The organism is Chitinophaga sedimenti (assembly GCF_023156195.1).
Classification (GTDB): domain Bacteria; phylum Bacteroidota; class Bacteroidia; order Chitinophagales; family Chitinophagaceae; genus Chitinophaga; species Chitinophaga sedimenti.
Genome location: NZ_JAKUKA010000001.1, coordinates 4,477,083 through 4,500,770, shown reverse-complemented (window position 1 = coordinate 4,500,770; position 23,688 = coordinate 4,477,083). Strand labels below are relative to the sequence as shown.

The window sequence follows — 23,688 nt, the reverse complement described above, 5'->3', positions numbered from 1 at the left end:
ATGAAATTGAAGTATATATTGTCGGGTGTTTCGCTGGCGCTATTGGTGGCCGGTTGTTACAAAGACAAAGGCAATTATGATTATATTGATGTGAACCGGATTACGATTACGGATACATCAAAAACCGCATTGGCCATTACGATCGGCGATTCGCTGAAAATTACACCGGTTGTTTCGCAGAGCATCGCCACGAACGAGGACAGCTTAAGTTATGAGTGGATGGTGTATGACAACTCGCCTGCTTCTTCTTATGCCCTGCCTAAAACGGTGATCTCCACCCAAAAGAACCTGCGCATAGTGGTGTCGGCACCACCGTTCACGCTGGGTCAGAATTACAGGCTCACCTACCGGGTTACTGATAAACGTACGGGCGTAAGCTCCGCTTACTTTTACGGTTTAACCGTGGTGAATAAATACGCTACGGGCTGGATGGTGCTCGAAGATAAACCGACCGGCGGCGATCTGTCTATGATCATGCCGGGTGGTGTGGTAGAGCGTAACGTTTACAGCCTGTTAAACGCAGGTGCGCCTATTGGTAAGCCGGTGAAGCTGGATATGACCATCTACTCGGTAACAGATGGTTATTCTACCGAATCGAAGGAGATACATTTACTGTCAGAGAATGGTGCCGTAGAACTGAATTACCAGACGATGGTAAAGCTGTGGGATTTCTCTTACCTGTTTTTCTCTCCGCCATCTGTCATTAAGCCCCAGCGTTTGTTCTGGGCCATGAACAATACCACAAGTCCTTCCCAGGGCATCATCATCAACGATGGAAAAATACATTCGAACATGGTAGGTGGTTTCCCGGGTACGAAGAAGTTCGGTCAGCAGCTTACAACACCGGCTGGTGATTACAACTACCGTGCAGCGCCGTTTGTAGCGGGTGGTACCACTTACACCGCGGTGGCATACGATCAGATCGGTCAGCGTTTCTTCAACATCGGTACCAGCAAATTGCAAACTTTCCCCACGGTGCCCGGTGCGCTGTTCGATATGAACAACATTGGCATGGAAATGCTGTACATGGATACGGCAAACGTAACACGTGAGTACAATGCAGTGATGAAAGATGCCGCGAGCAACCCATGGCTGCTGCGCTTTAAGCTGGTAGTGGCGGCGAACCAGACGCAGGACCTGTCGTTGCAGAAAGTGCAGATGAATGCGCCGGGCATTCTGAATATGACAGGCATCGCATCCTCTACCTTAACACCGCACATTTATTATGCGGTGGGTGGTACGATCAACCGCTACGAAACAACTTCCAATAGTACGATACAAAAGTTTACCTTCCCGGCCGGCGAAACAGTAACGCAGCTGAAGTACAAACGTAACCAGGTAACCGGTTCCGAACTGCTGGCCATCACCTGGGATGGCACGCAGGGCCGCGTGTACTTCTTTGACCTGAATACCGTAGGTGATTTTACCAGCTATCGCGTGAAGTACGAGGGCTTTGGCCGTATTGTGGATATCGCACTGAAAATACCTTAATACAAAATCATACACTACATGAAAAAGATGATGGCGTTTTTGCTGCTGGTTAGTTCCGCAGTGTATGCGCAGAAAAAAACAGGCTTCGTGCTGAATGGAGAAGTAAAGGGCATGAAGTCCGGGAAACTCTATATCGCGCATGCCGAAGGCAAAAAGAACGTAACCGATTCGGTAATGGTGAAGAACGGTAAGTTTACGTACAAAGGCACCAATCCCGGTGAAATCTACTACGTGAACGTGGCCGGTCAGCGCCGTGGGTACAGCTTCTTTTCCGACAATGGCGTACTGACGATGAAAACGGATACGCTGTTCAAGGACGTAACGTTTACCGGCTCGCGGTACAACCCGCAGCTGCGCGAATGGTTCAATGCATGGAACGCCATTACCCCCAAGGCAGGCGGATATTACAAACGCCCGGACTCCGCCACAAAAGTACAGGACACTGCCGGCATTGCCGCCGTACGTCGTTTGTTCGATGATCTGCAGGGCGAAATGGATACCGCGGTGTTCCGCATGGCGCGCAACTACCCTTCTTCCCCGGTTGTACCATGGTTGATCATCGACCGGTATATCAACTATCCGGCCCCGGAAAAAGTAAAGGCACTGATGCCATTGCTTAAACCAGCGGCACTCAATTCTGTATACGGTAAAGAGATTGCTGAAATACAGCGCATTGCTGCCAAGACAGGCATTGGCGCCACGCCGGAGTTTGCACTGGCCGATACGGCTGGTAACATCGTGAAGCTATCCAGCTACCGCGGTAAATACGTGCTCGTCGACTTCTGGGCCAGCTGGTGTGGACCCTGCCGTAAAGAAAATCCGAACGTGGTGGCGGCTTTTAACAAGTACCACGCGAAAGGCTTCGAGGTGTTGGGCGTAACGTTGGACACTAAACACGATGCCTGGGTACAGGCGATTGCGAAAGACGGCCTGACCTGGGCGCACGTAGGCGACCTGAAAGGCTGGCAAAGCGATATTGTGGCGGACTACGGCATCCGTGCCGTGCCTACCAACTTCCTGGTGGATCCCTCCGGTAAGGTAATTGCAAAGGATTTACGCGAAGAAGCACTGCAGAAAAACTGGAGCAGCTGTTCGCGGGAAAATAGCTGCCATATCCGTAATCATACAGAAAGGGCTGGCCACGGAAGGGCCGGCCTTTTCGTTTTATACAACTATTGGCCGGCCTCTGGCGTTATAAAGCGGTATCCTTATTGCGGTACACCCTTGCTTAATTCCATCAACATGAGAAAAATATGGTTCTTTCCCCTGGCAACCCTGCTCTTCCTGGCCTGTAACACCACGCGGGTGCTAAACCGCGAACCGGCCGACGGTTTTTCCCTCTCACAATACAAGACTTTCAATTTCTATGAAGTGGAAGCCGGCGGCGACTCCACCATATCCGGCCAGGCCTATCGCGAAGGTATTACCATGTTGCAGCGCGAAATTGCGAAACAGCTAACGGAGCACGGCCTGCAACAGGCTGCCAACCCAGACCTGGAAGTGAACATCGGCCTCGTTGTACAGGAAAAAGTGCAGACCCGCGAAACCGATTTTCGCGAGGCGCCCCGTTACATCGGCCAGCGCCGGTATTCCTGGAAAAGTGAGCAGATAGAAGTGGGTCGGTATAAGGAAGGAACCGCCACTATTCACCTGGTAGACCGCGCACAGAACAAAATGGTATGGCGCGGTGTAGTGGAAGATGTGATTTCCTCCAAACCCGCGCGCCGGCAGGCACAGGTGGCAGAAGCAGTAAGCGAGTTGCTCAGGGAACTGAAGTAGCTTGTAAAGGTGCCGGCTTTTTTCTATATTGGAAGATATGCTCTCCACGAGAATTGTTTTTTATACCCTCTGCCTGTGGTTACTGTCTGCCTGCAATACCCTGCGGTTGGAAGAGCGGGTGCGTCCCAAAGGCGCGGTAAGATTGTCGGACTACAAAACTTTTTCGCTGCGCGAAGAATGGATCGGTGGCCGGTCGGAGCGGGATGGCGGGCAAAACCACCTGCTGCGGTGGGAACTGGTGCGGCAACTGCAGCTCTGCGGGCTGCGCGAATCTCCCGACAGCGCCGATATTGTTATCGCTTATTCAATGGGCAGTTTTATCCGCACGGCATATGTTCCCAGTAACGTCATGAACAATCGCGGCGAGGTACCGTACCTGCAAAGCAACTATGCCGATCCGGTACCCGGCAGGGCATACAGGGAGCGTGTGGCGGTATTAAAAATCTATGATAAAAAGAGGGAAGGCCTGGTGTGGCGTACAGCCACGAAAGAGGTGCTGTCTGGCCCCGAAAAACACGTGAAGGCGCATATTACGGGCACTGCCTCCTTGTTGTTGAAGAAACTGAAGTAGGCCCGAACTTTTTAGGAACGGGGGTGTTAGTTCCTAAAACTAGTGGCATATGAAAAACTACTTTTCCGCCTATTGGTGGGTATTTCTGCTCAGAGGTGTTTTAGCTGTTTTTTCGGGTTGATGGCTTTGTTCTGGCCAACCGTCACGTTCGCCACGCTGATCGTATTCATGGGCGCCTACCTTTTTGTCGACGGCGTATTTTCGGTAGTGGGGGCATTGGGCGCACGTAAATACAATGAAAACTGGTGGGTATTTCTGCTATCGGGCATCTGCGGTATTGCACTGGGCATCCTCACTTTTACAATCCCCTGGCGCTGGGTACCGCGCTCATTTACCTCGTGGCTTTCTGGGCCGTTTTTGTAGGGCTGATGGAGGTGATCGTCGCCATTCGTCTCCGGAAACAAATAAACGGGGAAGGCTGGTACATCCTCGGTGGCCTTATTTCCATCATTTTCGGTATTCTTTTCTGGTTGAACCCGATTGCTGCGGCCATTTCGCTCACCTGGCTGTTCGGCGTATATGCTGTTATAATAGGAATTATGCTAATATCACTCGCTTCGCGCCTGCGTAAACATGCTAAAAGACAGTAGTAGCCGCATAATTGCTGACGGATTTTTCCATCCCGCTATCAAATCGTACTTTTACACGCTTCAGAAAGAAGTTTATTATTACGATTTAACACCAGACTCGGGAATGAATCCAAATTATTTAAATGAGCTGAACGAACGGCAGCGGGAAGCAGTAGTGCATATTAACGGCCCCCTGATGATCGTAGCCGGCGCCGGCTCCGGCAAAACCAAAGTGCTGACTACGCGTATTGCCCATCTGATGAAGAATGGCGTAGACGCGTTTAACATACTTTCGCTCACCTTTACCAACAAGGCTGCAAAGGAAATGAAGGAGAGGGTAGAAAAAAATCCTCGGTGGCAATGAAGCCCGCAACCTCTATATCGGTACCTTCCACTCCGTATTTGCCCGCCTGTTGCGTTCCGACGCGGACAAAATCGGTTATCCCCGCGATTTCACCATCTACGACGCGGACGACGCCAAATCGGTGGTGAAGACCATCATCAACGAGCTGAACCTCGACGATAAACACTACAAACCCAACCTGGTATACAACCGCATCTCCGCTGCCAAAAACAGCCTGATGAGCCCGGAGAATTATCAGCATGATTATTATATCACGCAGGAAGACATGCGCGCAAACCGTCCGATGACGGGTAAAATTTACGACATGTACGCCAAACGCTGTTTTAAAAATGGCGCCATGGACTTCGATGACCTGCTGTACAAATTTTACGTGCTGCTGAAAACCGTTCCGGAAGCCCTCACCAAATACCAGCACAAGTTCAAGTATATCATGATCGATGAGTATCAGGATACGAACCCCGCGCAGTACGAGATCATCAAACTGCTGGGCGCTGTGCATGAAAATATTTGCGTGGTGGGTGACGATGCGCAGAGTATTTACTCGTTCCGCGGGGCTACCATCCAGAACATTCTTCAGTTTGAAAAAGATTATACAGATGCACACGTGGTAAAGCTGGAGCAGAACTATCGCTGTACTAAAAGCATCCTGAGCGTGGCCAACGAGGTGATCTCCAAAAACAAGGGGCAGATCGAAAAGACCCTGTGGACGGACAATACCGAAGGTGAGAAAATCCGCCTGGTACGTACCATGACCGATAACGAGGAAGGTAAATACGTGGCAGACACCGTGGCCGAGCAGAAACTGCGCAACCACTATGCTAACCGCGATTTCGCGATCCTTTACCGCACCAATGCTCAAAGCCGTGCGATGGAGGAAAGTTTGCGCCGCCTGGCCATTCCATACCGCATTTTCGGTGGTATTTCCTTCTACCAGCGTAAGGAGGTAAAGGATTTCCTGGCCTACCTGCGCATCATCATCAATGCCCGCGACGAGGAAAGCCTGAAACGTATTATCAACTACCCGATCCGCGGTATTGGTAAAACGAGCATCGACCGCGCGGTGCTGGCGAGCAACGAAAACAACATCACCATGTGGGAAGTGCTGGAGCGCGCCCGGGAATTCGGTTTTAAAGCCGGTACCCTGGAAGCGATCGACAACTTCGTACTGATGATCCGCAGCTTCCGCTCCATGCTGGAAAAGAGCAACGCTTACGACGTGGCCGTTCAGGTGGGCAAAAGCACCAATATTGTAAAAGAACTGTTCAACGATAAAACAACCGAAGGCCTGGCCCGCTACGAGAACGTGCAGGAGTTGTTGAACTCTATCAAGGAGTTTACCGAAACCCCGACCGAAGACGGCGAACTGCTGGAAAAAAGTCTGGGTGCCTACCTGCAGCAGATCACCCTGCTTACCGATGCCGACCAGGGTAACGATGAGGACAGCGACGTGGTAAAACTGATGACGATCCACGCGCGAAAGGCCTGGAGTTCCCGGTAGTATTCACTGTAGGTATGGAGGAAACGCTGTTCCCCAGCGGATTGTCTATCAACTCCCGTGAAGACCTGGAGGAGGAACGCCGCCTGTTCTACGTAGCTGTTACACGCGCGAAATCCCGCCTGTGGCTCACGTATGCAAACAGCCGTTACCGTTTCGGACAATTGCAACAAAATGAACCGAGCCGCTTCCCGGAAGAGGTGCCGGAAAAATACTTAGATCGCAGCTATGCAGGCGGCGGTGTTCGCAACAGCTTCGGCGGTGGCGCACCTACTTCCCGTGCAGGCGGCGGTAACATGTTCGACCGTATGCAGAAAAAGTCGCCCGGTCAGCAACAATCTTCCGCACCCGCATCGGGCCCGAGGCCAATGCCGAAACCCGCTGCGGCCGCGTCTACCCACGTACCCACACCGGGCTTCACGGCGGACGATCCCGCAACCATGGAAACCGGCATGAAGATCGAACACCAGAAATTTGGTTTCGGTACCATCATGTCGATGGAAGGGGCCAGCAATAACCGAATTGCCACCGTGAACTTCCCTACGGGCGGCGGTGAAAAGAAAATCATGCTGAACTACGCTAAACTGCGTATCGTAAGAGATTAATGCACGAGCAGGAATTACAGAAATTAAGGCATTACTGTGCCTACCAGGAGCGCGCCCACACCGAGGTGCGCTCCAAATGTTTTGAGCTGGGCCTCAGGGGCGAATCCATCGATCAGCTGATTGCACAACTGGTGGAGGAAAACTTTCTGAATGAAGAAAGATTTGCCCGCGCCTTTGCCGGCGGCAAATTCCGCATGAAGCAGTGGGGCCGGAGAAAGATTATGCAGGAACTGAAAATGCGCCAGGTATCCGCCTATTGCATCAAAAAAGCGATGACGGAAATTGACGACGAGGATTATATGGCCGTGCTGAACAAACTGGCGGAGAAGAAATATGAGAGTTTGAAGAGCGAGCAGTATCTGAAGCGGCAGTATAAAACGATGCAGTTTTTATTGCAGCGGGGATTTGAGCAGGAATTGATCAGGGAGGTAGTGGACAAATTGGCGAAGTAGCTGGCGCATACGGTCTTCGCTTAAGTGATTATCCGCCAATAATTAATCAAATCGCAAAATCTTCCCCATAATTCCATAATTATTTAAAATTTTCTAACCCACTCCTCCGTAATTTTGTTGGTATACCCGCAAAACAACGGGAAACATATGTCCGATCTTACCGTAAGTCTTATTCAGGCCAATCTCCAGTGGGAAGATAAAGCCGCCAACCTGGCGATGTTCGATGCGAAAATTGATGCCATTAAAGAACGTACCGAGGTAATTATTCTGCCGGAAATGTTCAGCACCGGTTTCAGCATGCAGCCCGAAAAGCTCGCCGAAACTATGGATGGCAATGCCGTTAACTGGATGAAACGAAAGGCGAAGGAAAAGAACGCCATCGTCGTGGGCAGCCTCATCATCGAAGAAAACGGGGAATACTGAACCGCATGATCTGGATGCAGCCCAACGGCGTGTATGGCACTTACGATAAACGTCATCTTTTTGCTTTTGCAGATGAACACAACCACTATACGGCCGGCGAAAAACGCCTCATCGCTTCGGTGAAAGGCTGGAAAATTAATCTCGCCGTGTGTTACGACCTGCGCTTCCCCGTGTGGGCGCGCAACGCGATCAATGGCGACGGTGCACCGGAATATGATGTGCTGATCAACGTAGCCAACTGGCCCGAGCGCCGCAACGTGCATTGGAAAACGCTGCTGCACGCACGCGCCATTGAAAACCAGTGTTACGTTATCGGCGTAAACCGTGTTGGTAATGATGGCAATAACATCTACCACAGCGGCGACAGCAGCCTCATTGATCCGTTGGGCGAAATCGTTTACCGCAAAGAGCACGACGAAGACGTGTTTACGTATACGTTATCGCGCCAGCACCTCGACGAAGTAAGGGGACGACTACCCTTCCTGAAAGACGCCGATAAATTCATGATACTTTAAATACAGCAGGGCTGGCCCAGGAGGCCGGCCCTGTTTCATCGTACTATAATTATGCTGAAAGCCTACACAAACGGAACCATCGCCACCCCGGCGGCTGGCTGAAAGGACATACCATCCTTACCAGGAACGGAAAAATCGTTAACATCCTGCCCGATGCCGAAGCCGGTGTGGAAGATACCACCGATCTTCAGGGCAACATTATCGCGCCTGCTTTTATTGATATGCAGGTTTATGGAGGCAACGGCGAACTATTTTCCGTACACCCCAGTATATCATCGCTTACCAGCCTGTACGAATACTGCAAGAGCGGCGGCGCCGCCTACTTCATGGCCACCGTGCCCACCAGTTCCGCCGAACTGATGCGCAGCGCTATCCATGCGGTAAAAGCTTACTGGGAGGCCGGCGGGCAGGGGTTACTGGGGCTCCATCTCGAAGGCCCTTTCATGAACCCCATCAAAAAGGCGCTCACGCAGAAGAACATATTAAAATACCCACCGCCGCCGATATCGACTGGATACTCGAAGAGGGCAGCGGCATCGTAAAAATGATGACCCTGGCCCCGGAACGCTGCGATCAGCAACTGGTAAAAAGGTTGATGTACGCGGGCATCATTGTTTCTGCCGGACATAGCAATGCCACTTATCCCGAAGGCTACGCAGCTTTCGAAGCGGGCATCCCGGCGGCCACACACCTGTTTAACGCCATGTCGGGTTTCCAGCACCGCGAACCAGGCATGGTAGGCGCTATTTTCGATCATCCGAAAGTGCTGGCCAGCATTGTGGCCGATGGGGTACACGTAGACTTTAACGCCATCCGCATCGCCAAAAAGGTAATGGGCGAACGCCTGTTCCTCATCACCGACGCGGTAGAGGAAAATCTCGAAGGTGCTTACAAATATATTCGTCAGCCCGACCGTTTCGTAACGCAGGACGGCATCCTGTCTGGCTCCTGCCTCACCATGCTCAAAGCGGTGCAGAACTGTGTGAGAAAGTGGGCATCGACCTGCCGGAGGCATTACGCATGGCTTCGGAGATCCCCGCCCGCCTGTTGCAGCGCGAAACGCCACTGGGCGTAATTGCTCCCGGTTACGAGGCCGCCTTCGTGGTGCTGGACGAGCAACTCGCCCTGAAACAATTGATACTGCCCCACTGATTTCATAACTTCGCCCCTTATGTCGACCTTCGCTAGTTATATCAGACGGGATAAGTATAAAAGCTTTTTTACTTTTTGTGGTTCGCCCTCGGCGTTGTGCAGGCACTGTTTACAGGCCTGATGGACGATGAAGCTTACTACTGGGTGTACAGCAATCACCTCAGCTGGGGCTACTTTGATCACCCGCCAATGATCGCGCTGCTTATCAAGCTGGGGTATTCCGTGTTTCATAACGAACTCGGTGTACGGATTGGCATGGTGATCCTCAACGTGCTCACCCTCATGCTGGTAGACGATATGCTGCGGCCTAAAAACAACCGCGTATTCTACCTTATTATGGGCGCCATGGGGGCAATGCAGCTGGGTGGCATGCTCGCCGTGCCAGATGTGCCGCTGATCTTCTTCGCCACACTGTACTTCCGCATCTATAAAAACTTTCTTGAGAAACAGGACTGGCAAAACACTTTCCTGCTGGGCCTCAGCATGGCGCTGATGTTCTACAGTAAGTACCATGGCATATTACTGGTATTCTTCACCGTGCTGAGTAACGTGAGCCTGCTGAAAGTAACCAAGTACTACATCGCCTGCATCATCACTACTATCCTGTTCCTGCCGCATATTTACTGGCAGTACACGCATCACTTCCCTTCGCTGCAATATCATTTGGTGGAACGGAACGCGGATACCTACCAGCTGAACTTCACCGTGGAGTACATTGTCGGGCAGGTATTAATGTTTGGTCCGCTCATGGGCTGGCTGTTATTATATTATGCGTTCAGCAGCCCCGTGCAGCGCACGTTTGAGCGCACGCTGAAGTTCTGTCTTACCGGCGTATTGGTGTTTTTCCTTATTAGCACCGCCAAAGGCCGCGTAGAGGCTAACTGGACGGTGATGGTCTTTACGCCGCTCGTAATCCTGGCGCACCAGTCCATTATCCGTAACCGCCTTAGCCTGAAACCGCTCCTATATACATTGCCCATTTCGCTGCTCCTGGTGCTGGCCACCCGTATATATATGATATGGGATTTTATGCCCGATGTGCACGTGCGGCCCGAGCTGCATTATAATACCGAATGGGCGCAGGCGATAAAAAAGCAGGCGGGCGATAAACCCGTGGTGTTCCTGAACAGTTATCAGGCGCCTTCCAAATACATGTTTTACGCCGGCGGCGAGGCGTACAGCCTTAACAGCGTGAACAACCGACGCAGCCAATATAATTACTGGCACCTCGAAGAGCCGATCTGGAACAAACCGGTGTTGCTGGCGGGCGGCAGCCGTCCGTACTTCCAGCAGCCGAAAGACAGTTTCGAAAGCGCGAAGGGGAAAATCTACTTCGAAGATTTTGCACCGTACGTGTCATACTCGCTGGTGCAGTTTGCGCAGGCGGAAACCAAAGTAACCGCTAGGCCCGGCCAGCAGCTGCAGTTCCGCCTTGGCTGGCAGTCCGACTACCGGGTGGCGTTGCCTTTCCCGGCTGAGCGTCCGGCCATGCTCGGGTACGCTATCATGGGGCCCGAAAAGTATTTCGATACCGTGCGCACCAGTCTCTCGCTCGAGCAGGCGCTTACACGCGACTCGGTAGACATACAGGTGAAAGCGCCCGAAACGCCCGGGAGTTACCGCTTAAAATACTGCGTGTACGTGCCGGGGTTACCGCCCACGCACAACAGTCAAACGATCAGGATCACCGTACCATAACGAAAGCCCGGCATTTTTAGCCGGGTTTTTTATTGCTGGGAGGTCAGCGCAAAATCGCTACCAGTCTGCCGTTGCGTCGCACGCTTGTACTTTCTTTTCCCTCTTCCCCTGCAAAAATTTTGCGCCGCATTGAAATCAAATATTAAAAATTACTTTGGGTACGAATTTCACGTGATAAAAAGATTGGCTGTAGTGATTGCCTGGCCCTGAGTGTGCTAATGAACCGAAAGCAATTTTCCCGGATGAAAACTGATAAAGCCCATCTCTCTACCTTATGGCAGAACATCTGTACTCAAAGCGACCAGAAAGCGTTTGAGGAGTTGTTTACGTTGTGCTATGCACGACTGGTAAAGTTCGCCGCCGAGTACCTGCAAAGTACCGAGGCGGCCGAAGAAGTCGTATCCGACGTGTTTATGAAACTGTGGACGGGCAGGCAGCAATTTGCTGAAGTGGCCCAGATCGACAAGTATTTATTTACCGCTGTGCGCAACCAGTCGCTGAACCACCTGCGACAGTTTTCCAATTACCACATCGTGCCGGCCGATGAAGCCGGCGAAGCCCATATCGTCAACACCTTTGATCCCTGCACCGCTACCGAGTGGCGCGAACTGCTGCTGCGCCTCGACGAAGCCGTGGAAATGCTGCCTGCCAGGCGGCGCGTCATCTTCCGTTTAATAAAAGAAGAGGGCTTTAAGCCCAAAGAAGTGGCCGAAATCCTGCAAATCTCCCACCGCACGGTGGAAACGCAACTGTTCCAGGCGGTTAAGCAGTTACAAATCATTCTCGAACCTTACCTTTCCACTTCCCGAGAAAAAACCCGCTCTGTCGATCCGCTAACCGTTGCCGGTCTGCTCGCCGTCCTGCTTCCTGAGATTTTTTTTTAGAACGGATACGTAAGTTCGTTCCGTTTCGGTGTCTTGTATATATAAGCGCGAATTCCACGTTATGCACATGCACACCGAACGGTACATATGGCTGTTATCTAAAAAGCTTTCCGGCGATCTTTCCACGGATGAACTCCTTGAGCTGGAAGCCTTGCTGAAGGCCGATCCTCGCCTGGCTAAGGGACAGGAGCTGATGCAACGCTTCTGGAAAAACCAGGAAGCCGGGGAAGATCCCGTTCACACCTCCCGTGCCTTCGAACGCCTGGCCGCACAACTGCGCGCCGCCAACGACTGGGAAACACCCGCTCCCAAACGACGCTGGCTCGGTCCCTTTTTAAAAATCGCCGCCGCTGTTATTCTTATTGCCGGTACCGCCTGGATGCTGCTGGAATACAACCATACCAGCGATCAGCTCCGCACTGAACGCAATAAACGTGGTACCCGCTCTCTCATTAAACTGGCCGACGGTACCACCGTATGGCTCAATGCCGACAGCGAAATCAAATACCCCGCGAAATTTGCCGAAAACAGCCGCGATGTGTATCTCAGCGGCGAAGCCTACTTCGATGTAGCGCATGATGCGCAGCGGCCATTCGTAGTGCATACCGACCGTATGCTCGTACACGTACTGGGTACAAGTTTCAATATAAAATCCTATCCCGGCGACGGCGCCTATGAAGCAACGCTCATCAGCGGCGAAGTGGAAGTAACGCTCAATGCACAACCAGATAAAAAAATCCGCCTGAAACCTTCGGAGAAGCTGGTATTACCGGCTGGCGACAGCAGCGTGGTACAACAACCGGACAAACCGCTGATCTCCGCACCTACATATTATCCGCTGGAAGACAGCGCCATCATAGAAACCGCCTGGGTAGACAATAAACTGCTGTTCCGCGACGAAACCTTTGCCACATTGGCCACGCGCATGGAACGATGGTACAACGTCACCATTCGTTTTGACGATAGAACGCTGGAACAACTGAGGTTCACCGGCATATTTAAAAAGAAACATTGTCGCAGGCATTAGAAGCCCTGCAGATTACCGAGTCATTTAACTATCGGCAGGAAGAGGACGCAATCATTATTTACTAACAAAAACTGATCGTAATAAAACAACCAAAATAAAAAAAACGGGAAATGTTGACAGCATTCCCCGTTCAATCAGCATGTAAGGAGGCCTTAGTTTTGAGCGACCGCGGCTTCCTATTGTTTACTACTAATTCTACGTAAGTTATGAAAAAAAAGCATCTGGTGCATGCTTTCGGACCGCCGCATGTGCTGCTAAAGGTACTTGTCGTTATGAAACTGACATTTGTATTTATTCTTGTTTCCTTCCTTCACCTTTCCGCGTCTGTGCATTCGCAGGATAAAGTCACCATGGACTTGCGCGAAGCCGATATCCGGAAAGTACTGATGGCTATTGAAGCACAAACAAAATATCACTTCCTGTTCAGTGAACGCAAACTGCAACCCGATAAAAAGGTGGATTTGCGCGTGAAGGAGGAAAACGTGTTTGCCGTACTCGAAAGAGTGCTGCCACTGGCCGATTTGCAGTATAAACTGCTCGACGGGAACCTCATTGCCATTACCACCCGGGGTGATGAAGTGGTGGCCAGGATCGTGCGGAAAGACGTGCGCGGCATTGTAACGGATACATTGGGTTCACCTTTACCCGGTGTTACCATCGCCGTAAAAGAAAAACCAAGCGTAGGTACCACCACGGACCTGAATGGCAAGTACGTGCTGCTGGATTTGCCGGAAGGCGCCAGTGCACTTGTGTTCAGTATGATCGGTTACGACAGACAGGAAATTGCGGTAAATGGCCGCGATGTCATCAATGTGCAGCTGGGCGTGGCCAGCAACCAGCTGGACGAGACCGTGATCGTAGGTTTTGGTAAACAGAAGAAAAAAGAAGTAGTAGGGGCTGTAACCACCATCAACCCGAAAGAGTTAAAAGTGCCCTCCAGTAACCTGACCACAGCACTGGCAGGCCGTATGGCCGGCGTAATCGCCTACCAGCGTAGCGGCGAGCCGGGTGCGGATAACGCAGATTTCTTCATTCGCGGGGTAACCACCTTTGGTTATAAAAAAGATCCGCTGATCCTGATCGATGGTATCGAATTAACAACTACCGACCTTGCACGCATGCAGGTGGATGATATCGCCAGCTTTTCTATTTTGAAAGATGCCACATCCACCGCTTTATACGGCGCGCGGGGTGCCAACGGCGTAATTCTCGTTACCACGAAAGAGGGTGTGGAAGGCAAGGCGCGCGTTTCCGTGCGTTTGGAAAATTCCTACTCTGCCCCCACCAGGAACGTGGAGCTCGCCGATCCGATCACTTATATGCGCCTGGGTAACGAAGCGGTACTGACCCGCGATCCGCTGGGTAAACTGCCTTATTCCGAGGCTAAGATCGATAATACGATTGCCGGCACCAACAAGTATGTATACCCGGCCACCAACTGGCGCGAGGAGCTGTTTAAAACACATACCAATAACCAGCGCGCCAACTTCAATGTATCCGGTGGCGGTAAAATTGCCCGCTACTACCTGGCCGGTACGCTCAACCAGGACAATGGCATTTTAAAAGTAGACAAGCGCAACAACTTCAACAACAATATCAATTTAAAAACATACGCGCTGCGCTCGAACGTAAACATCAACCTGACCAAATCTACGGAAGTAGGTGTGCGTTTGTACGGCACGTTCGACGACTATACCGGCCCGCTCACCAGCGGTACCGATATGTACAACCGCGTAATGTCTGCCAACCCGGTGTTGTTCCCGGCCTACTTCCCGAAAGATGATGCGCATGCCTACACAGAACATATCATGTTCGGCAACTATGGCAATGGCGACTATATCAACCCATATGCAGATATGGTGAAGGGGTATAAAGAATACACGCGCTCCAACATCGTGGCGCAGTTCGAGGTGAAGCAGAACCTGTCGTTCATCACAGAAGGGCTGTCGCTGCATGCGTTGTTTAATACCACCCGCACTTCTTTCTTTGATGTATACCGCTTCTACAATCCTTTCTGGTACCAGGTGGAGCAGTATGATAAGTACACGAACAACTACACGCTCAACTTGATCAATCCGAATACCGGTACCGAATATCTGAACTACGATGAAGGCAATAAGGATATTAATGCCACCACGTATATACAGACTACGGCAAACTACAACAAGACGATAGGCGAAAAGCATAACATTAGCGCGATGCTGGTATTCCTCATGAATAACCAGATACTGCAAAAATGCCGGCTCGCTGCAGTTATCGCTGCCGCACCGCAACATTGGTTTGTCGGGCCGCTATACGTATTCGTACGATAATCGTTACTTCGTGGAGTTTGATTTTGGTTACAATGGTTCCGAGCGTTTTTACAAGGATAAACGCTTTGGTTTCTTCCCGTCTGTGGGCGGCGCCTGGATCATCTCCAACGAAAAATTCCTGAAGCCTTACCAGCACATCTTACATAACCTGAAACTGCGTTATACGTATGGCCTGGTAGGTAATGATGCGATCGGTGCGCCATCAGACCGTTTCTTCTACCTGTCTGATGTGAATATGAGTGACAATGGCCGTTCGTCTGCGTTTGGTACAGATTACACGTATAGCCGTCCCGGTATTAACGTAAATCGTTACGGTAACAACAACATCACCTGGGAAACAGCTACCAAGACCAACTGGGGCCTGGAAATCGGGTTAAATAATAACTTCAACGTATTGCTGGATGTATACAGCGAATATCGTCGCAACATCCTCATGACGCGCGCCTCCATTCCTGTAACCATGGGCGTGCTGGCCAATTCAGATGTGAAAGCGAACATTGGTGAGGCCAGCGGTAAGGGTATGGACCTGTCGATCGATTACAGCCATAACTTCTCCCGCCACCTGTGGATTCAGGCGCGTGGTAACTTCACCTATTCTACCAGCAAATTTGAGGTGTACGAAGAGCCTGACTATGATGAAAGATACCTGTCGATGGTAGGTCATCCTTTATCACAGGTGCGTGGTTACATTGCCGAACGCCTTTTTGCCGATGACAAAGAAGTGCTGAACTCACCACAACAGAGCTTTGGCGAATACACCGCGGGCGATATCAAGTACCATGATGTAAACGGTGATGGCATTATCTCTACCCGCGACATGGTGGCTATCGGTTATCCGACCACACCGGAAGTAGTGTATGGATTTGGCTTTTCACTCGGATATAAAAGCTTCGATATGTCGGCCTTCTTCCGGGCTTGCGCGCGAATCGTTCTGGATCAATCCTTCCGCTACAGCGCCTTTCGTAAACGATCGTGCATTGTTGAAAGTATATGCAGATAATCACTGGTCGGAAGATAACCGGGATTTGTACGCCATCTGGCCGCGCCTGAGCAACCGGAACATCAACAATAACCAGGTGAGCAGTACGTGGTTTATGCGCGATGGTGCTTTCCTGCGCCTGAAAACGGCCGAACTGGGTTACACGCTGCCACAGGCAACTACGCGTCGTATCAAAGTGGAAAAAGCACGTTTCTATGCCAGTGGTATCAACCTGTTTTCGCTCAGCCGTTTTAAACTCTGGGATGTGGAAATGGGCGGTAACGGACTGGGATATCCTGTGCAAAGAGTGGTGAACATCGGCGCACAAATTTCTTTTTAACCTTCAGCACTTACGAATATGCTAAAGAAACTCATTCAGAATGTAAAGCTATCACTGGTGCTGCTGTGCTGGCCGATCGCTTTTTCCTGTCACTATCTTGACATTGTGCCCGATAACGTGGCGACCGTAGACTACGTGTTCCGTATGCGGGCTAAGGCGGAACAGTACTTGTTTACGCTCTACAGCTACCAGCCGCGTTTTACGGAGTCGTACAACTATCTTACTTTTTTAGGAGGAGATGAGTTGTGGGGAAATGATTACAACGTAAACGTATCGATGCCGGCGTGGCAGATCGCGCGCGGGTTTCAGAACATCGTAGATCCATATTCGAACTACTGGGGCGGCACCCGCGGCGGCCGTGGTATGTTCGTGGCGATCCGCGATTGTAACACGTTCATCGAAAATATTGATAAGGTGCCGGACATGGACGATTATGAAAAAACACGCTGGAAGGCCGAAGCGAAATTCCTGAAGGCGTATTATCATTTCTTCCTGTTCCGCATGTACGGCCCGATTCCATTGGTTGATAAAAATATACCCATTTCAAGTGGTCCTGCCGAAGTGAAAGTATGGCAGTCGCCGGTAGATTCCTGTGTGAATTATATTGCGGCGTTGCTGGATGAAGCGGCGGTTGATTTGCCAGACCTGATCGCGAACGAAGCAACAGAACTCGGTCGCGCAACCAAGTCCATCGCGCTCAGCGTAAAAGCACAATTGCTCGTTACCGGCGCCTCTCCGCTCTTTAACGGCAACAGCGACTATGCAGAGATTGTAAACAAGAAAGGCGAACACCTGTATTCCCGTACCGTAGATCCCGCTAAGTGGGCGCGCGCTGCAGAAGCATGCCGCGTTGCTATTGAGCAATGCCATGCCGCAGGCATGAAGCTGTATTATCAGAACCCGGCGTTCATTCCATTTAAAGTATCGGATCAGACGGTAACGGAAATGAGCATACGCAATGCCGTATGTATGAAGTGGAATTCGGAAATTATCTGGGCCAGCACCAATAATCGCGCAGGTAACCTGCAACAGGAATCGCTGCCCAAGTTGTATACCGGCGATAAACAGGGTGGCGCGCTCTCCTCTTTTGGGGTGCCGCTGAAAATCGCCGAGCAGTTTTACACAAAGAACGGCGTACCCATTAATGAAGATATTACCTGGGATTACAACGCGCGTTATTCGCAGCGTACTGCCACCAATGCAGACAGGTTGATGTTGAAACCTTCGTACGTAACGGCCGCACTGAACTTCGACCGCGAAATTCGTTACTATGCAGACCTCGGCTTCGATGGCAGCCGCTGGTACGGCAACAGCCGTTTCTCCGATTCTGATAATGTGTATGTGGAGGCCAAACTCGGCCAGATCTCTAACAACCACGCCTGGGCATATTCCATGACCGGCTACTGGCCTAAAAGCTGGTAAACCCGGCATCGGTGTCCAGCGCTACAGAAGTTACCATACAGTCCTATCCCTGGCCCATTATCCGTTTGTCCGACCTGTACCTTTTATATGCGGAAGCATTAAACGAAAGTACAGGCCCGGACGCGGAAGCGATGAAGTGGATAGACCTGGTGCGGGCAAGAGCCGGACTGAAATCGGTAGCGGAGTCATGGACACAGTTCTCGTCCAACCCCACTGCTTATACTACGAAACCCGGTATGCGGAAAATTATTCACCAGGAAAGATTGATAGAAATGGCCTTTGAAGGCGCCCGCTTCTGGGACCTGCGCCGTTGGAAAGAAGCGGAAACGGTGATGAACGAACCGGTGCGCGGATGGAACTATACCGGTAAAACGGCGGATGAGTATTATCAGCCCAGGCTGTTATACAACCAGACCTTCCGCAAGCGTGATTACCTGTGGCCCATTATGGAAAACGATCTGATCGTGAACAACCAGCTGGTACAATCGCCGGGTTGGTAAATTTATTCACTTTTAATTTTAGCAAGATGCAATATAAATACTGGCTGATATTGTTTACTGTCGTATTCTTCGGCTGCAAGGAAGAAATGCTGGAACCGCTGAACAGTGGCGGAAAAGCACCGCAGTTGGTCAGCGATGTTAAATCAACCGGGCTGGCGGGTAAGGTGGTACTCACCTACGCGCTGCCTAAAGATCCCGAGTTGTTTTATGTGAAAGCCGAATACGAGATCCGGAAAGGGAAAAAATGGAGGCGATCGCCACCTACTATAATAACACATTAACGCTCGATGGTTTTGGCGATACCACCGAAAGAGAAGTAAAGCTGTACTCTATCAGTCGTTCAGAAGTGCGCTCCGAACCGGTAGTGGTAAAGGTAAAGCCGCTGTTGCCGCCTGTGTATAAAACCTTTGCTTCGCTCGACTTCTTCGCTGATTTTGGCGGTATTTCCGTATCGTTCTTAAACGAAGATTCTGCTAATATTGTGATCGGAGTATTGACAAAGAATGAGCAGGGAGATGTGGTACCCGCGGATATGTATTACACGAGCCAGAAGAAAGGTACTTTCCCTGCCCGTGGCTTTGATGCAAAGCCCCGCTGGTTTGGTTTATATGTGCGCGATCGCTGGACCAACCTTTCCGACACGGTGTGGAAGCAACTGACGCCGATGTTTGAACAACAGCTGAATAAATCGCTGTTTAAGGCGATGAAGCTGGCGGGCGATGCCAACCTGCACAGTAATATGCCCATGTCTAATTTATGGAATAATGTGATCAACGGCGGCAGCAGCAGTATTTCTTCCTGGCTGCGTACGGCCAATGGATCGGGTATGCCGCATCGAATTACCTTCGATCTGGGCGTGAAAGCCAAGCTGAGTCGCTTCCAATATATTCCAAGAGGTGTAAACGACGAGCAGAATTTGCTGTATTCAGCCGGCGATCCACGCATGTTTGAGATCTGGGGTACGAATGAACCCGCTGCCGACGGTAGTTTCACCGGTTGGATAAGACTCTCGGAATGCGAAGTGATAAAGCCATCGGGTTTACCAATTGGTACACTGAGTAACGATGATATCTTAAAGGCCCAGGCCGGACATGAATTCAAAATGCCGCTTGATATACCGGCTGTACGGTACATCCGCATCAAATTGCTGCAAACATGGGGTAACTCCGATTACATGTGGATGGCGGAAGCTACGCTCTTTGGCGAAGTACAGTAATCACATCTACCTAAAAATGAAAAAATGAAAAGCTTATTATACCTGGCCATGGCACTGCTGACGCTATGCCTGGCCTGCGAAAAAACAGACGAAAAGTATAAGGATTATGCACCCGGCGGAGAAATTGTCTACGCCGGCAAAGCAGATTCGTTAAAGGTATATCCGGGTCGCGAGCGTATTGAGCTGGTATGGCTGCTCACCACCGACGCCACCATCACTTCTGCGCGCGTATACTGGAATAACCGGAAAGATTCTACAAATGTGCTGGTAAAACGCACCAACGGCGTAGATACTATCCGCCTGATGCTGGACAAGATGAATGAAGGGCCGTATACTTTCCAGGTGTACAACTACAATAACCGTGGTGACGCCTCCATTAAAACGACCATTAACGGGGATGTTTACGGCGATTTTTATGAAAGCACGTTATTGAACAGGCTCATCAAAACAAAAACCAAAGTAAATAACACGCTCAAGCTCGACTGGCAGGATGCGGATCCCCGGGCAGTTGGGATAAAAATGTATTATAAGCAGCCCGATGGAACCGATAAAACCCGGTTTGTACCGGTCACGGAAAAGACTACACTGCTGGACGTCATTCCCTTGAATAATACCCTGGAATATCATACTTTGTATAAGCCATTATCTGCTGCGATCGATACTTTTTCGGCCGCGCGGGTGTCTGTTAACTTTTAACGCTTGATACGAAGTGCAACGAAGAAATTTCTTATCCACGTCATTGCTGGGCGCGGCCGCATTGGCCCTGCCCATACCGGAGGCGCATGCACAGCGGCCTGAAACCGGTTCAGAGATCATTAATGCAGGCGTAGGTGGTAATAATACCGCTGACCTGCTCAAACGCATGCAAAAGGACTGCCTGGACCATAAGCCGGCCCTTACGGTACTCATGTGCGGCACCAACGACATGAACAGCGTGAAGTACATTCCGCTGCCGGAGTACCGTAAAAACATGTCCGACATTATTACCGCCATCAAGGCCACCAGAAGTAAAGTCATATTGATGACCATACTTCCTTATATCGAGGAATACCTGTTTACCCGCCATCCCCAGGCCCACTATGGTGCCGAAGGGCCAGGCGGTCGCCGTGCCGCGGTGAACAACACCATCCGCGAACTGGCGAAGCAACATAAAACTTCTATCCTGGAGCTGGGACATATTTTTGAAAAGGTAGGCAACATCGGTAAAGGAAAGAACTGCCTGCTCACCAACGAAGCCAACAGCAATAAAACCGATGGCGTGCATCCCACCGCCGACGGGTACCGGCTGATCGGCGTAACGGTCTACGATTTCATTAAATATAATCGGTTACCTACATCGAAAATTGTGTGCTTCGGCGACAGTATTACAAACGGCGGCGGCGGAACAGAGGGTATCAGTTATCCCGCCAATCTTAAAAGATTATTATCATGATGAGATTAATGGCAGTGGCGCTTTGCCTCGCGTGTTCCACACCCGCGGCAGCGCAGGACTATTCGGCGGATATTTGCGTTTACGGCGGTTCTTCCGCTGGTGTAATTGCGGCTTACACGGCAAAAATGCAGGGTAAAAAGGTATTGCTCGTAGAGCCTGGCAAGCATTTAGGTGGACTCAGTTCCGGCGGTTTAGGATATACTGATATTGGTAACAAATATGCGGTACGTGGCCTGGGGCTCGACTTCTATCGCAGGCTGGGCAAAGTGTACGGTAAGCTGGAGCAATGGATATTTGAACCGCATGCAGCGGAGGCCGTATTTAACGACTACATTAAAAAAGCGAACGTGCCGGTGTGGTACGGGCATCGCATCAACAAAGCAGAAAAGGTAAATGGTGCTATCCGGACCATTACGGTAGAAGATGTCAACGGTGGCAGCAAAGTCATTGCGGCTAAGGTATTCATTGACTGTACCTACGAAGGCGACCTGATGGCCCGCGCCGGCGTACCTTACTCCGTTGGCCGCGAAGCCAACAGCGAATACGGCGAAACGTTTAACGGTGTGCAGTTAATGGACGGGCACCAGATACCGGATAACGTGGATCCTTACAAAGTGCCGGGCGATGCGGGCAGCGGCCTGCTCTGGGGCATCAGCGACGAACCGCTGGCGCCCACCGGCAGCGGCGATAAAAAGGTGCAGGCATACAACTACCGTATTTGTCTGACGACCGACGAGGCGAACCGCATCCCGATCACGCAGCCGGAAAACTATGATGTAACAAGATATGAACTGCTCGCCAGGCTGATCGTTGCGCAACCACAGCGCCGCCAGCTGAACGACTACTTCATTATCAGCGGCATGCCCAATAAGAAAACGGACATCAATAACCGCAACGGTTTTTCGACCGATATGATCGGTATGAACTACGACTATCCCGAGGGTGATTATGCTACACGTGCAAAAATTATTAAAGCGCATGAAGACTACACCAAAGGACTGCTTTACTTTTTGCCAGCGATCCGCGCGTGCCGGAAAACATGCGCAACCAGATGAATAAGTATGGTTATCCGAAAGATGAATATACCGACAATGGAGGCTGGTCGCCCCAGCTGTACATCCGTGAGGCACGCCGCATGAAAGGCGCCTACGTGATGAAGCAGGATAACTGCGTAGGTAAGGAAGTGGTGCCTGATGGCATCGGGATGGCCGCTTATACAATGGATTCGCACAACACGCAACGCTTCGTGCACATTAAAAATGGTAAAAGGATGGTGAAGAACGAGGGCAATGTGGAAGAAGGCGGGTTTCCTCCTTATCCTATTTCATATCGCTCGCTGATACCTAAACAGGAGGATTGTAGCAACCTGCTGGTGCCTGTGTGTTTATCGGCTACACACATCGCCTACGGCTCTATTCGCATGGAACCGGTATTCATGTGCCTGGCGCAATCATCTGCACTGGCGGCCTGTGAAGCTATTGATCGTCGTATTGCGGTGCAGCAGGTCGATGCCGCCAGGATCCGCCGCAGCGTGGAACTGAATCCGCTATCAGATGGGTCAAGAGCGGATATTTTCATCGATAATAAAGACAACATTAAAATAACCGGCGACTGGACGAGCGCACATCCTTATGGTGCTTACGGCCCAGATGCATTGCTGAATACCTCCGGCAAAGGCAGCGTAAGGTTTATACCCGAGGTGCCGAAAGAGGGCGCTTATCGCGTGTTTATCTATTATCCGAAGATGGAAAAGAACGCTAACGTCACCGCTTATACGATTGCAGGTCGCGGCGGTCTTAAAAAAGGCGTAATCAACAAAAGCGATGTGCACATCGAGGGGCAAACATCCGGTGAATGGGTGGAGGTAGGCACGCATACCTTCGCGAAAGGCAAATCGAATTATATCGAGATCAGTGCCCAGGGTGCGGATGGCAGTGTGGCTGCGGATGCGGTGCTGATGGTGCCGGCGGAAGGGAAGTAAATTTTGGAGTGAATATAAAAGGGCTGGTAGTGATACCGGCCCTTCCTTTATAAGCTATTTAAAAGCATTCCATCCCTGCGCCGTAATCGGGTGTATGTTCCCGCCGCGCGTAATGATGTTCACTCCTTCATCCAGGTCCTTCATATAACCGATCACACTAATTTCCTCGGATAAAGTCAGCTTTTCATAATCTTCCTGTTTGATGGTGAACAGCAGCTCGTAATCTTCGCCGCCGCTCAGTGCGCAGGCGGTAGGGTCGAGGCCGAACTCCATGCCCATCAATTTGCTGTCGCTGTGGATGGGGAGTTTTTCTTCGTACAGCACCGCGCCCAGGTTGCTCTGTTTACAGATGTGTAATATTTCTGAGCTCAGACCGTCGCTTACGTCCATCATGGCAGTAGGCACTACCTCCTTTTCGGCCAGGTACTGGATAATGTCCAGGCGGGCTTCGGGCTTCAGCTGGCGGCCAATGATGTAGGTC

At 50.9% G+C, this 23,688-nt stretch carries 25 protein-coding genes and 3 pseudogenes; 27 read left to right on the top strand and 1 reads right to left on the bottom strand.

Annotated features, from left to right (window positions below; all coding sequences use genetic code 11):
• The 27 genes and pseudogenes from MKQ70_RS25685 (at position 1) to MKQ70_RS25565 (ending at position 23,207) form a co-directional block, all read left to right on the top strand.
• On the top strand, positions 1–1,491 hold the full coding sequence (locus MKQ70_RS25685) for a PKD-like family lipoprotein (RefSeq protein ID WP_248075320.1): 1,491 nt from the start codon (positions 1–3) through the stop codon (positions 1,489–1,491).
• An 18-nt stretch (positions 1,492–1,509) separates the two neighbouring features.
• Positions 1,510–3,270, top strand: a complete 1,761-nt coding sequence (locus tag MKQ70_RS25680; protein ID WP_248075318.1) for a DUF4136 domain-containing protein — start codon at positions 1,510–1,512, stop codon at positions 3,268–3,270.
• 37 nt (positions 3,271–3,307) lie between these two features.
• Positions 3,308–3,841 carry a DUF4136 domain-containing protein gene (locus tag MKQ70_RS25675; protein ID WP_248075317.1) on the top strand — a complete coding sequence of 178 codons (534 nt, stop codon included), beginning with the start codon at positions 3,308–3,310 and terminating at the stop codon, positions 3,839–3,841.
• A gap of 120 nt (positions 3,842–3,961) precedes the next feature.
• Positions 3,962–4,204 carry a DUF308 domain-containing protein gene (locus MKQ70_RS42710; RefSeq protein ID WP_372490035.1) on the top strand — a complete coding sequence of 81 codons (243 nt, stop codon included), beginning with the start codon at positions 3,962–3,964 and terminating at the stop codon, positions 4,202–4,204.
• The gene (locus tag MKQ70_RS25670) at positions 4,087–4,431 is read left to right on the top strand and encodes an HdeD family acid-resistance protein (protein ID WP_248075316.1); all 345 of its coding nucleotides are present in this window, start codon (positions 4,087–4,089) and stop codon (positions 4,429–4,431) included. Before MKQ70_RS42710 ends, MKQ70_RS25670 begins: the two co-directional genes overlap by 118 nt.
• Positions 4,432–4,534: 103 nt before the next feature.
• Positions 4,535–4,774 carry a UvrD-helicase domain-containing protein gene (locus MKQ70_RS39515; protein WP_282456709.1) on the top strand — a complete coding sequence of 80 codons (240 nt, stop codon included), beginning with the start codon at positions 4,535–4,537 and terminating at the stop codon, positions 4,772–4,774.
• A pseudogene (locus MKQ70_RS25665) lies at positions 4,758–6,352 on the top strand (ATP-dependent helicase); the annotation flags it as partial. The gene MKQ70_RS39515 and the pseudogene MKQ70_RS25665, both read left to right, overlap by 17 nt.
• Before the next feature lie 213 nt (positions 6,353–6,565).
• The gene (locus tag MKQ70_RS42705; RefSeq protein ID WP_372490146.1) at positions 6,566–6,874 is read left to right on the top strand and encodes a hypothetical protein; all 309 of its coding nucleotides are present in this window, start codon (positions 6,566–6,568) and stop codon (positions 6,872–6,874) included.
• A complete protein-coding gene (locus MKQ70_RS25655) occupies positions 6,874–7,326 on the top strand; it encodes a regulatory protein RecX (RefSeq protein WP_248075314.1) in 453 nt (150 codons plus the stop codon). Before MKQ70_RS42705 ends, MKQ70_RS25655 begins: the two co-directional genes overlap by 1 nt.
• Before the next feature lie 147 nt (positions 7,327–7,473).
• Positions 7,474–8,264 (top strand): annotated as a pseudogene (locus MKQ70_RS42700) (amidohydrolase).
• Positions 8,265–8,431: 167 nt separating this feature from the next.
• A complete protein-coding gene (locus tag MKQ70_RS41510; RefSeq protein WP_248075313.1) occupies positions 8,432–8,806 on the top strand; it encodes a hypothetical protein in 375 nt (124 codons plus the stop codon).
• On the top strand, positions 8,746–9,339 hold the full coding sequence (locus tag MKQ70_RS25640) for an amidohydrolase family protein (protein ID WP_372490145.1): 594 nt from the start codon (positions 8,746–8,748) through the stop codon (positions 9,337–9,339). Before MKQ70_RS41510 ends, MKQ70_RS25640 begins: the two co-directional genes overlap by 61 nt.
• The gene (locus MKQ70_RS25635; protein WP_248075312.1) at positions 9,285–9,416 is read left to right on the top strand and encodes an amidohydrolase family protein; all 132 of its coding nucleotides are present in this window, start codon (positions 9,285–9,287) and stop codon (positions 9,414–9,416) included. Before MKQ70_RS25640 ends, MKQ70_RS25635 begins: the two co-directional genes overlap by 55 nt.
• 75 nt (positions 9,417–9,491) lie before the next feature.
• Positions 9,492–11,114: an ArnT family glycosyltransferase gene (locus MKQ70_RS25630; RefSeq protein ID WP_248075311.1), complete on the top strand. Its 1,623-nt coding sequence runs from the start codon at positions 9,492–9,494 to the stop codon at positions 11,112–11,114.
• Positions 11,115–11,356: 242 nt separating this feature from the next.
• Positions 11,357–11,998 (top strand): RNA polymerase sigma-70 factor, encoded by a 642-nt coding sequence (locus MKQ70_RS25625; protein WP_248075309.1) that lies wholly within the window; start codon positions 11,357–11,359, stop codon positions 11,996–11,998.
• 61 nt (positions 11,999–12,059) lie between these two features.
• The gene (locus MKQ70_RS25620) at positions 12,060–13,025 is read left to right on the top strand and encodes a FecR family protein (protein WP_248075307.1); all 966 of its coding nucleotides are present in this window, start codon (positions 12,060–12,062) and stop codon (positions 13,023–13,025) included.
• A 206-nt stretch (positions 13,026–13,231) separates the two neighbouring features.
• The gene (locus MKQ70_RS25615; RefSeq protein ID WP_248075305.1) at positions 13,232–15,337 is read left to right on the top strand and encodes a SusC/RagA family TonB-linked outer membrane protein; all 2,106 of its coding nucleotides are present in this window, start codon (positions 13,232–13,234) and stop codon (positions 15,335–15,337) included.
• Positions 15,306–16,337 (top strand): SusC/RagA family TonB-linked outer membrane protein, encoded by a 1,032-nt coding sequence (locus MKQ70_RS25610; protein ID WP_248075303.1) that lies wholly within the window; start codon positions 15,306–15,308, stop codon positions 16,335–16,337. Before MKQ70_RS25615 ends, MKQ70_RS25610 begins: the two co-directional genes overlap by 32 nt.
• The gene (locus MKQ70_RS25605) at positions 16,315–16,656 is read left to right on the top strand and encodes a hypothetical protein (RefSeq protein ID WP_248075301.1); all 342 of its coding nucleotides are present in this window, start codon (positions 16,315–16,317) and stop codon (positions 16,654–16,656) included. The genes MKQ70_RS25610 and MKQ70_RS25605 overlap by 23 nt, the downstream gene beginning before the upstream one ends.
• 18 nt (positions 16,657–16,674) lie before the next feature.
• On the top strand, positions 16,675–18,078 hold the full coding sequence (locus MKQ70_RS25600) for a RagB/SusD family nutrient uptake outer membrane protein (protein ID WP_248075299.1): 1,404 nt from the start codon (positions 16,675–16,677) through the stop codon (positions 18,076–18,078).
• Between the two features lie 11 nt (positions 18,079–18,089).
• Complete coding sequence (locus MKQ70_RS25595; RefSeq protein ID WP_248075297.1) at positions 18,090–18,578, top strand: RagB/SusD family nutrient uptake outer membrane protein; 489 nt, start codon at positions 18,090–18,092, stop codon at positions 18,576–18,578.
• A 26-nt stretch (positions 18,579–18,604) separates the two neighbouring features.
• Positions 18,605–19,257, top strand: a pseudogene (locus MKQ70_RS42695) (DUF5126 domain-containing protein); the annotation flags it as partial.
• Positions 19,243–19,794 (top strand): DUF5000 domain-containing lipoprotein, encoded by a 552-nt coding sequence (locus MKQ70_RS42690; RefSeq protein WP_372490144.1) that lies wholly within the window; start codon positions 19,243–19,245, stop codon positions 19,792–19,794. The pseudogene MKQ70_RS42695 and the gene MKQ70_RS42690, both read left to right, overlap by 15 nt.
• 24 nt (positions 19,795–19,818) lie before the next feature.
• Positions 19,819–20,490 (top strand): DUF4998 domain-containing protein, encoded by a 672-nt coding sequence (locus MKQ70_RS25580; RefSeq protein ID WP_248075292.1) that lies wholly within the window; start codon positions 19,819–19,821, stop codon positions 20,488–20,490.
• A gap of 13 nt (positions 20,491–20,503) precedes the next feature.
• Complete coding sequence (locus MKQ70_RS25575; RefSeq protein WP_248075290.1) at positions 20,504–21,226, top strand: SGNH/GDSL hydrolase family protein; 723 nt, start codon at positions 20,504–20,506, stop codon at positions 21,224–21,226.
• A complete protein-coding gene (locus MKQ70_RS25570; RefSeq protein WP_248075288.1) occupies positions 21,223–22,281 on the top strand; it encodes an FAD-dependent oxidoreductase in 1,059 nt (352 codons plus the stop codon). Before MKQ70_RS25575 ends, MKQ70_RS25570 begins: the two co-directional genes overlap by 4 nt.
• Positions 22,266–23,207, top strand: coding sequence for an FAD-dependent oxidoreductase (locus tag MKQ70_RS25565; protein ID WP_248075286.1), 942 nt, complete (start codon positions 22,266–22,268; stop codon positions 23,205–23,207). Before MKQ70_RS25570 ends, MKQ70_RS25565 begins: the two co-directional genes overlap by 16 nt.
• A gap of 54 nt (positions 23,208–23,261) precedes the next feature.
• Here MKQ70_RS25565 and MKQ70_RS25560 read toward each other — a convergent pair whose 3' ends face one another.
• Positions 23,262–23,630, bottom strand: coding sequence for a thiamine-phosphate kinase (locus tag MKQ70_RS25560; RefSeq protein ID WP_248081653.1), 369 nt, complete (start codon positions 23,628–23,630; stop codon positions 23,262–23,264).
• Between the last annotated feature and the right edge of the window lie 58 nt (positions 23,631–23,688).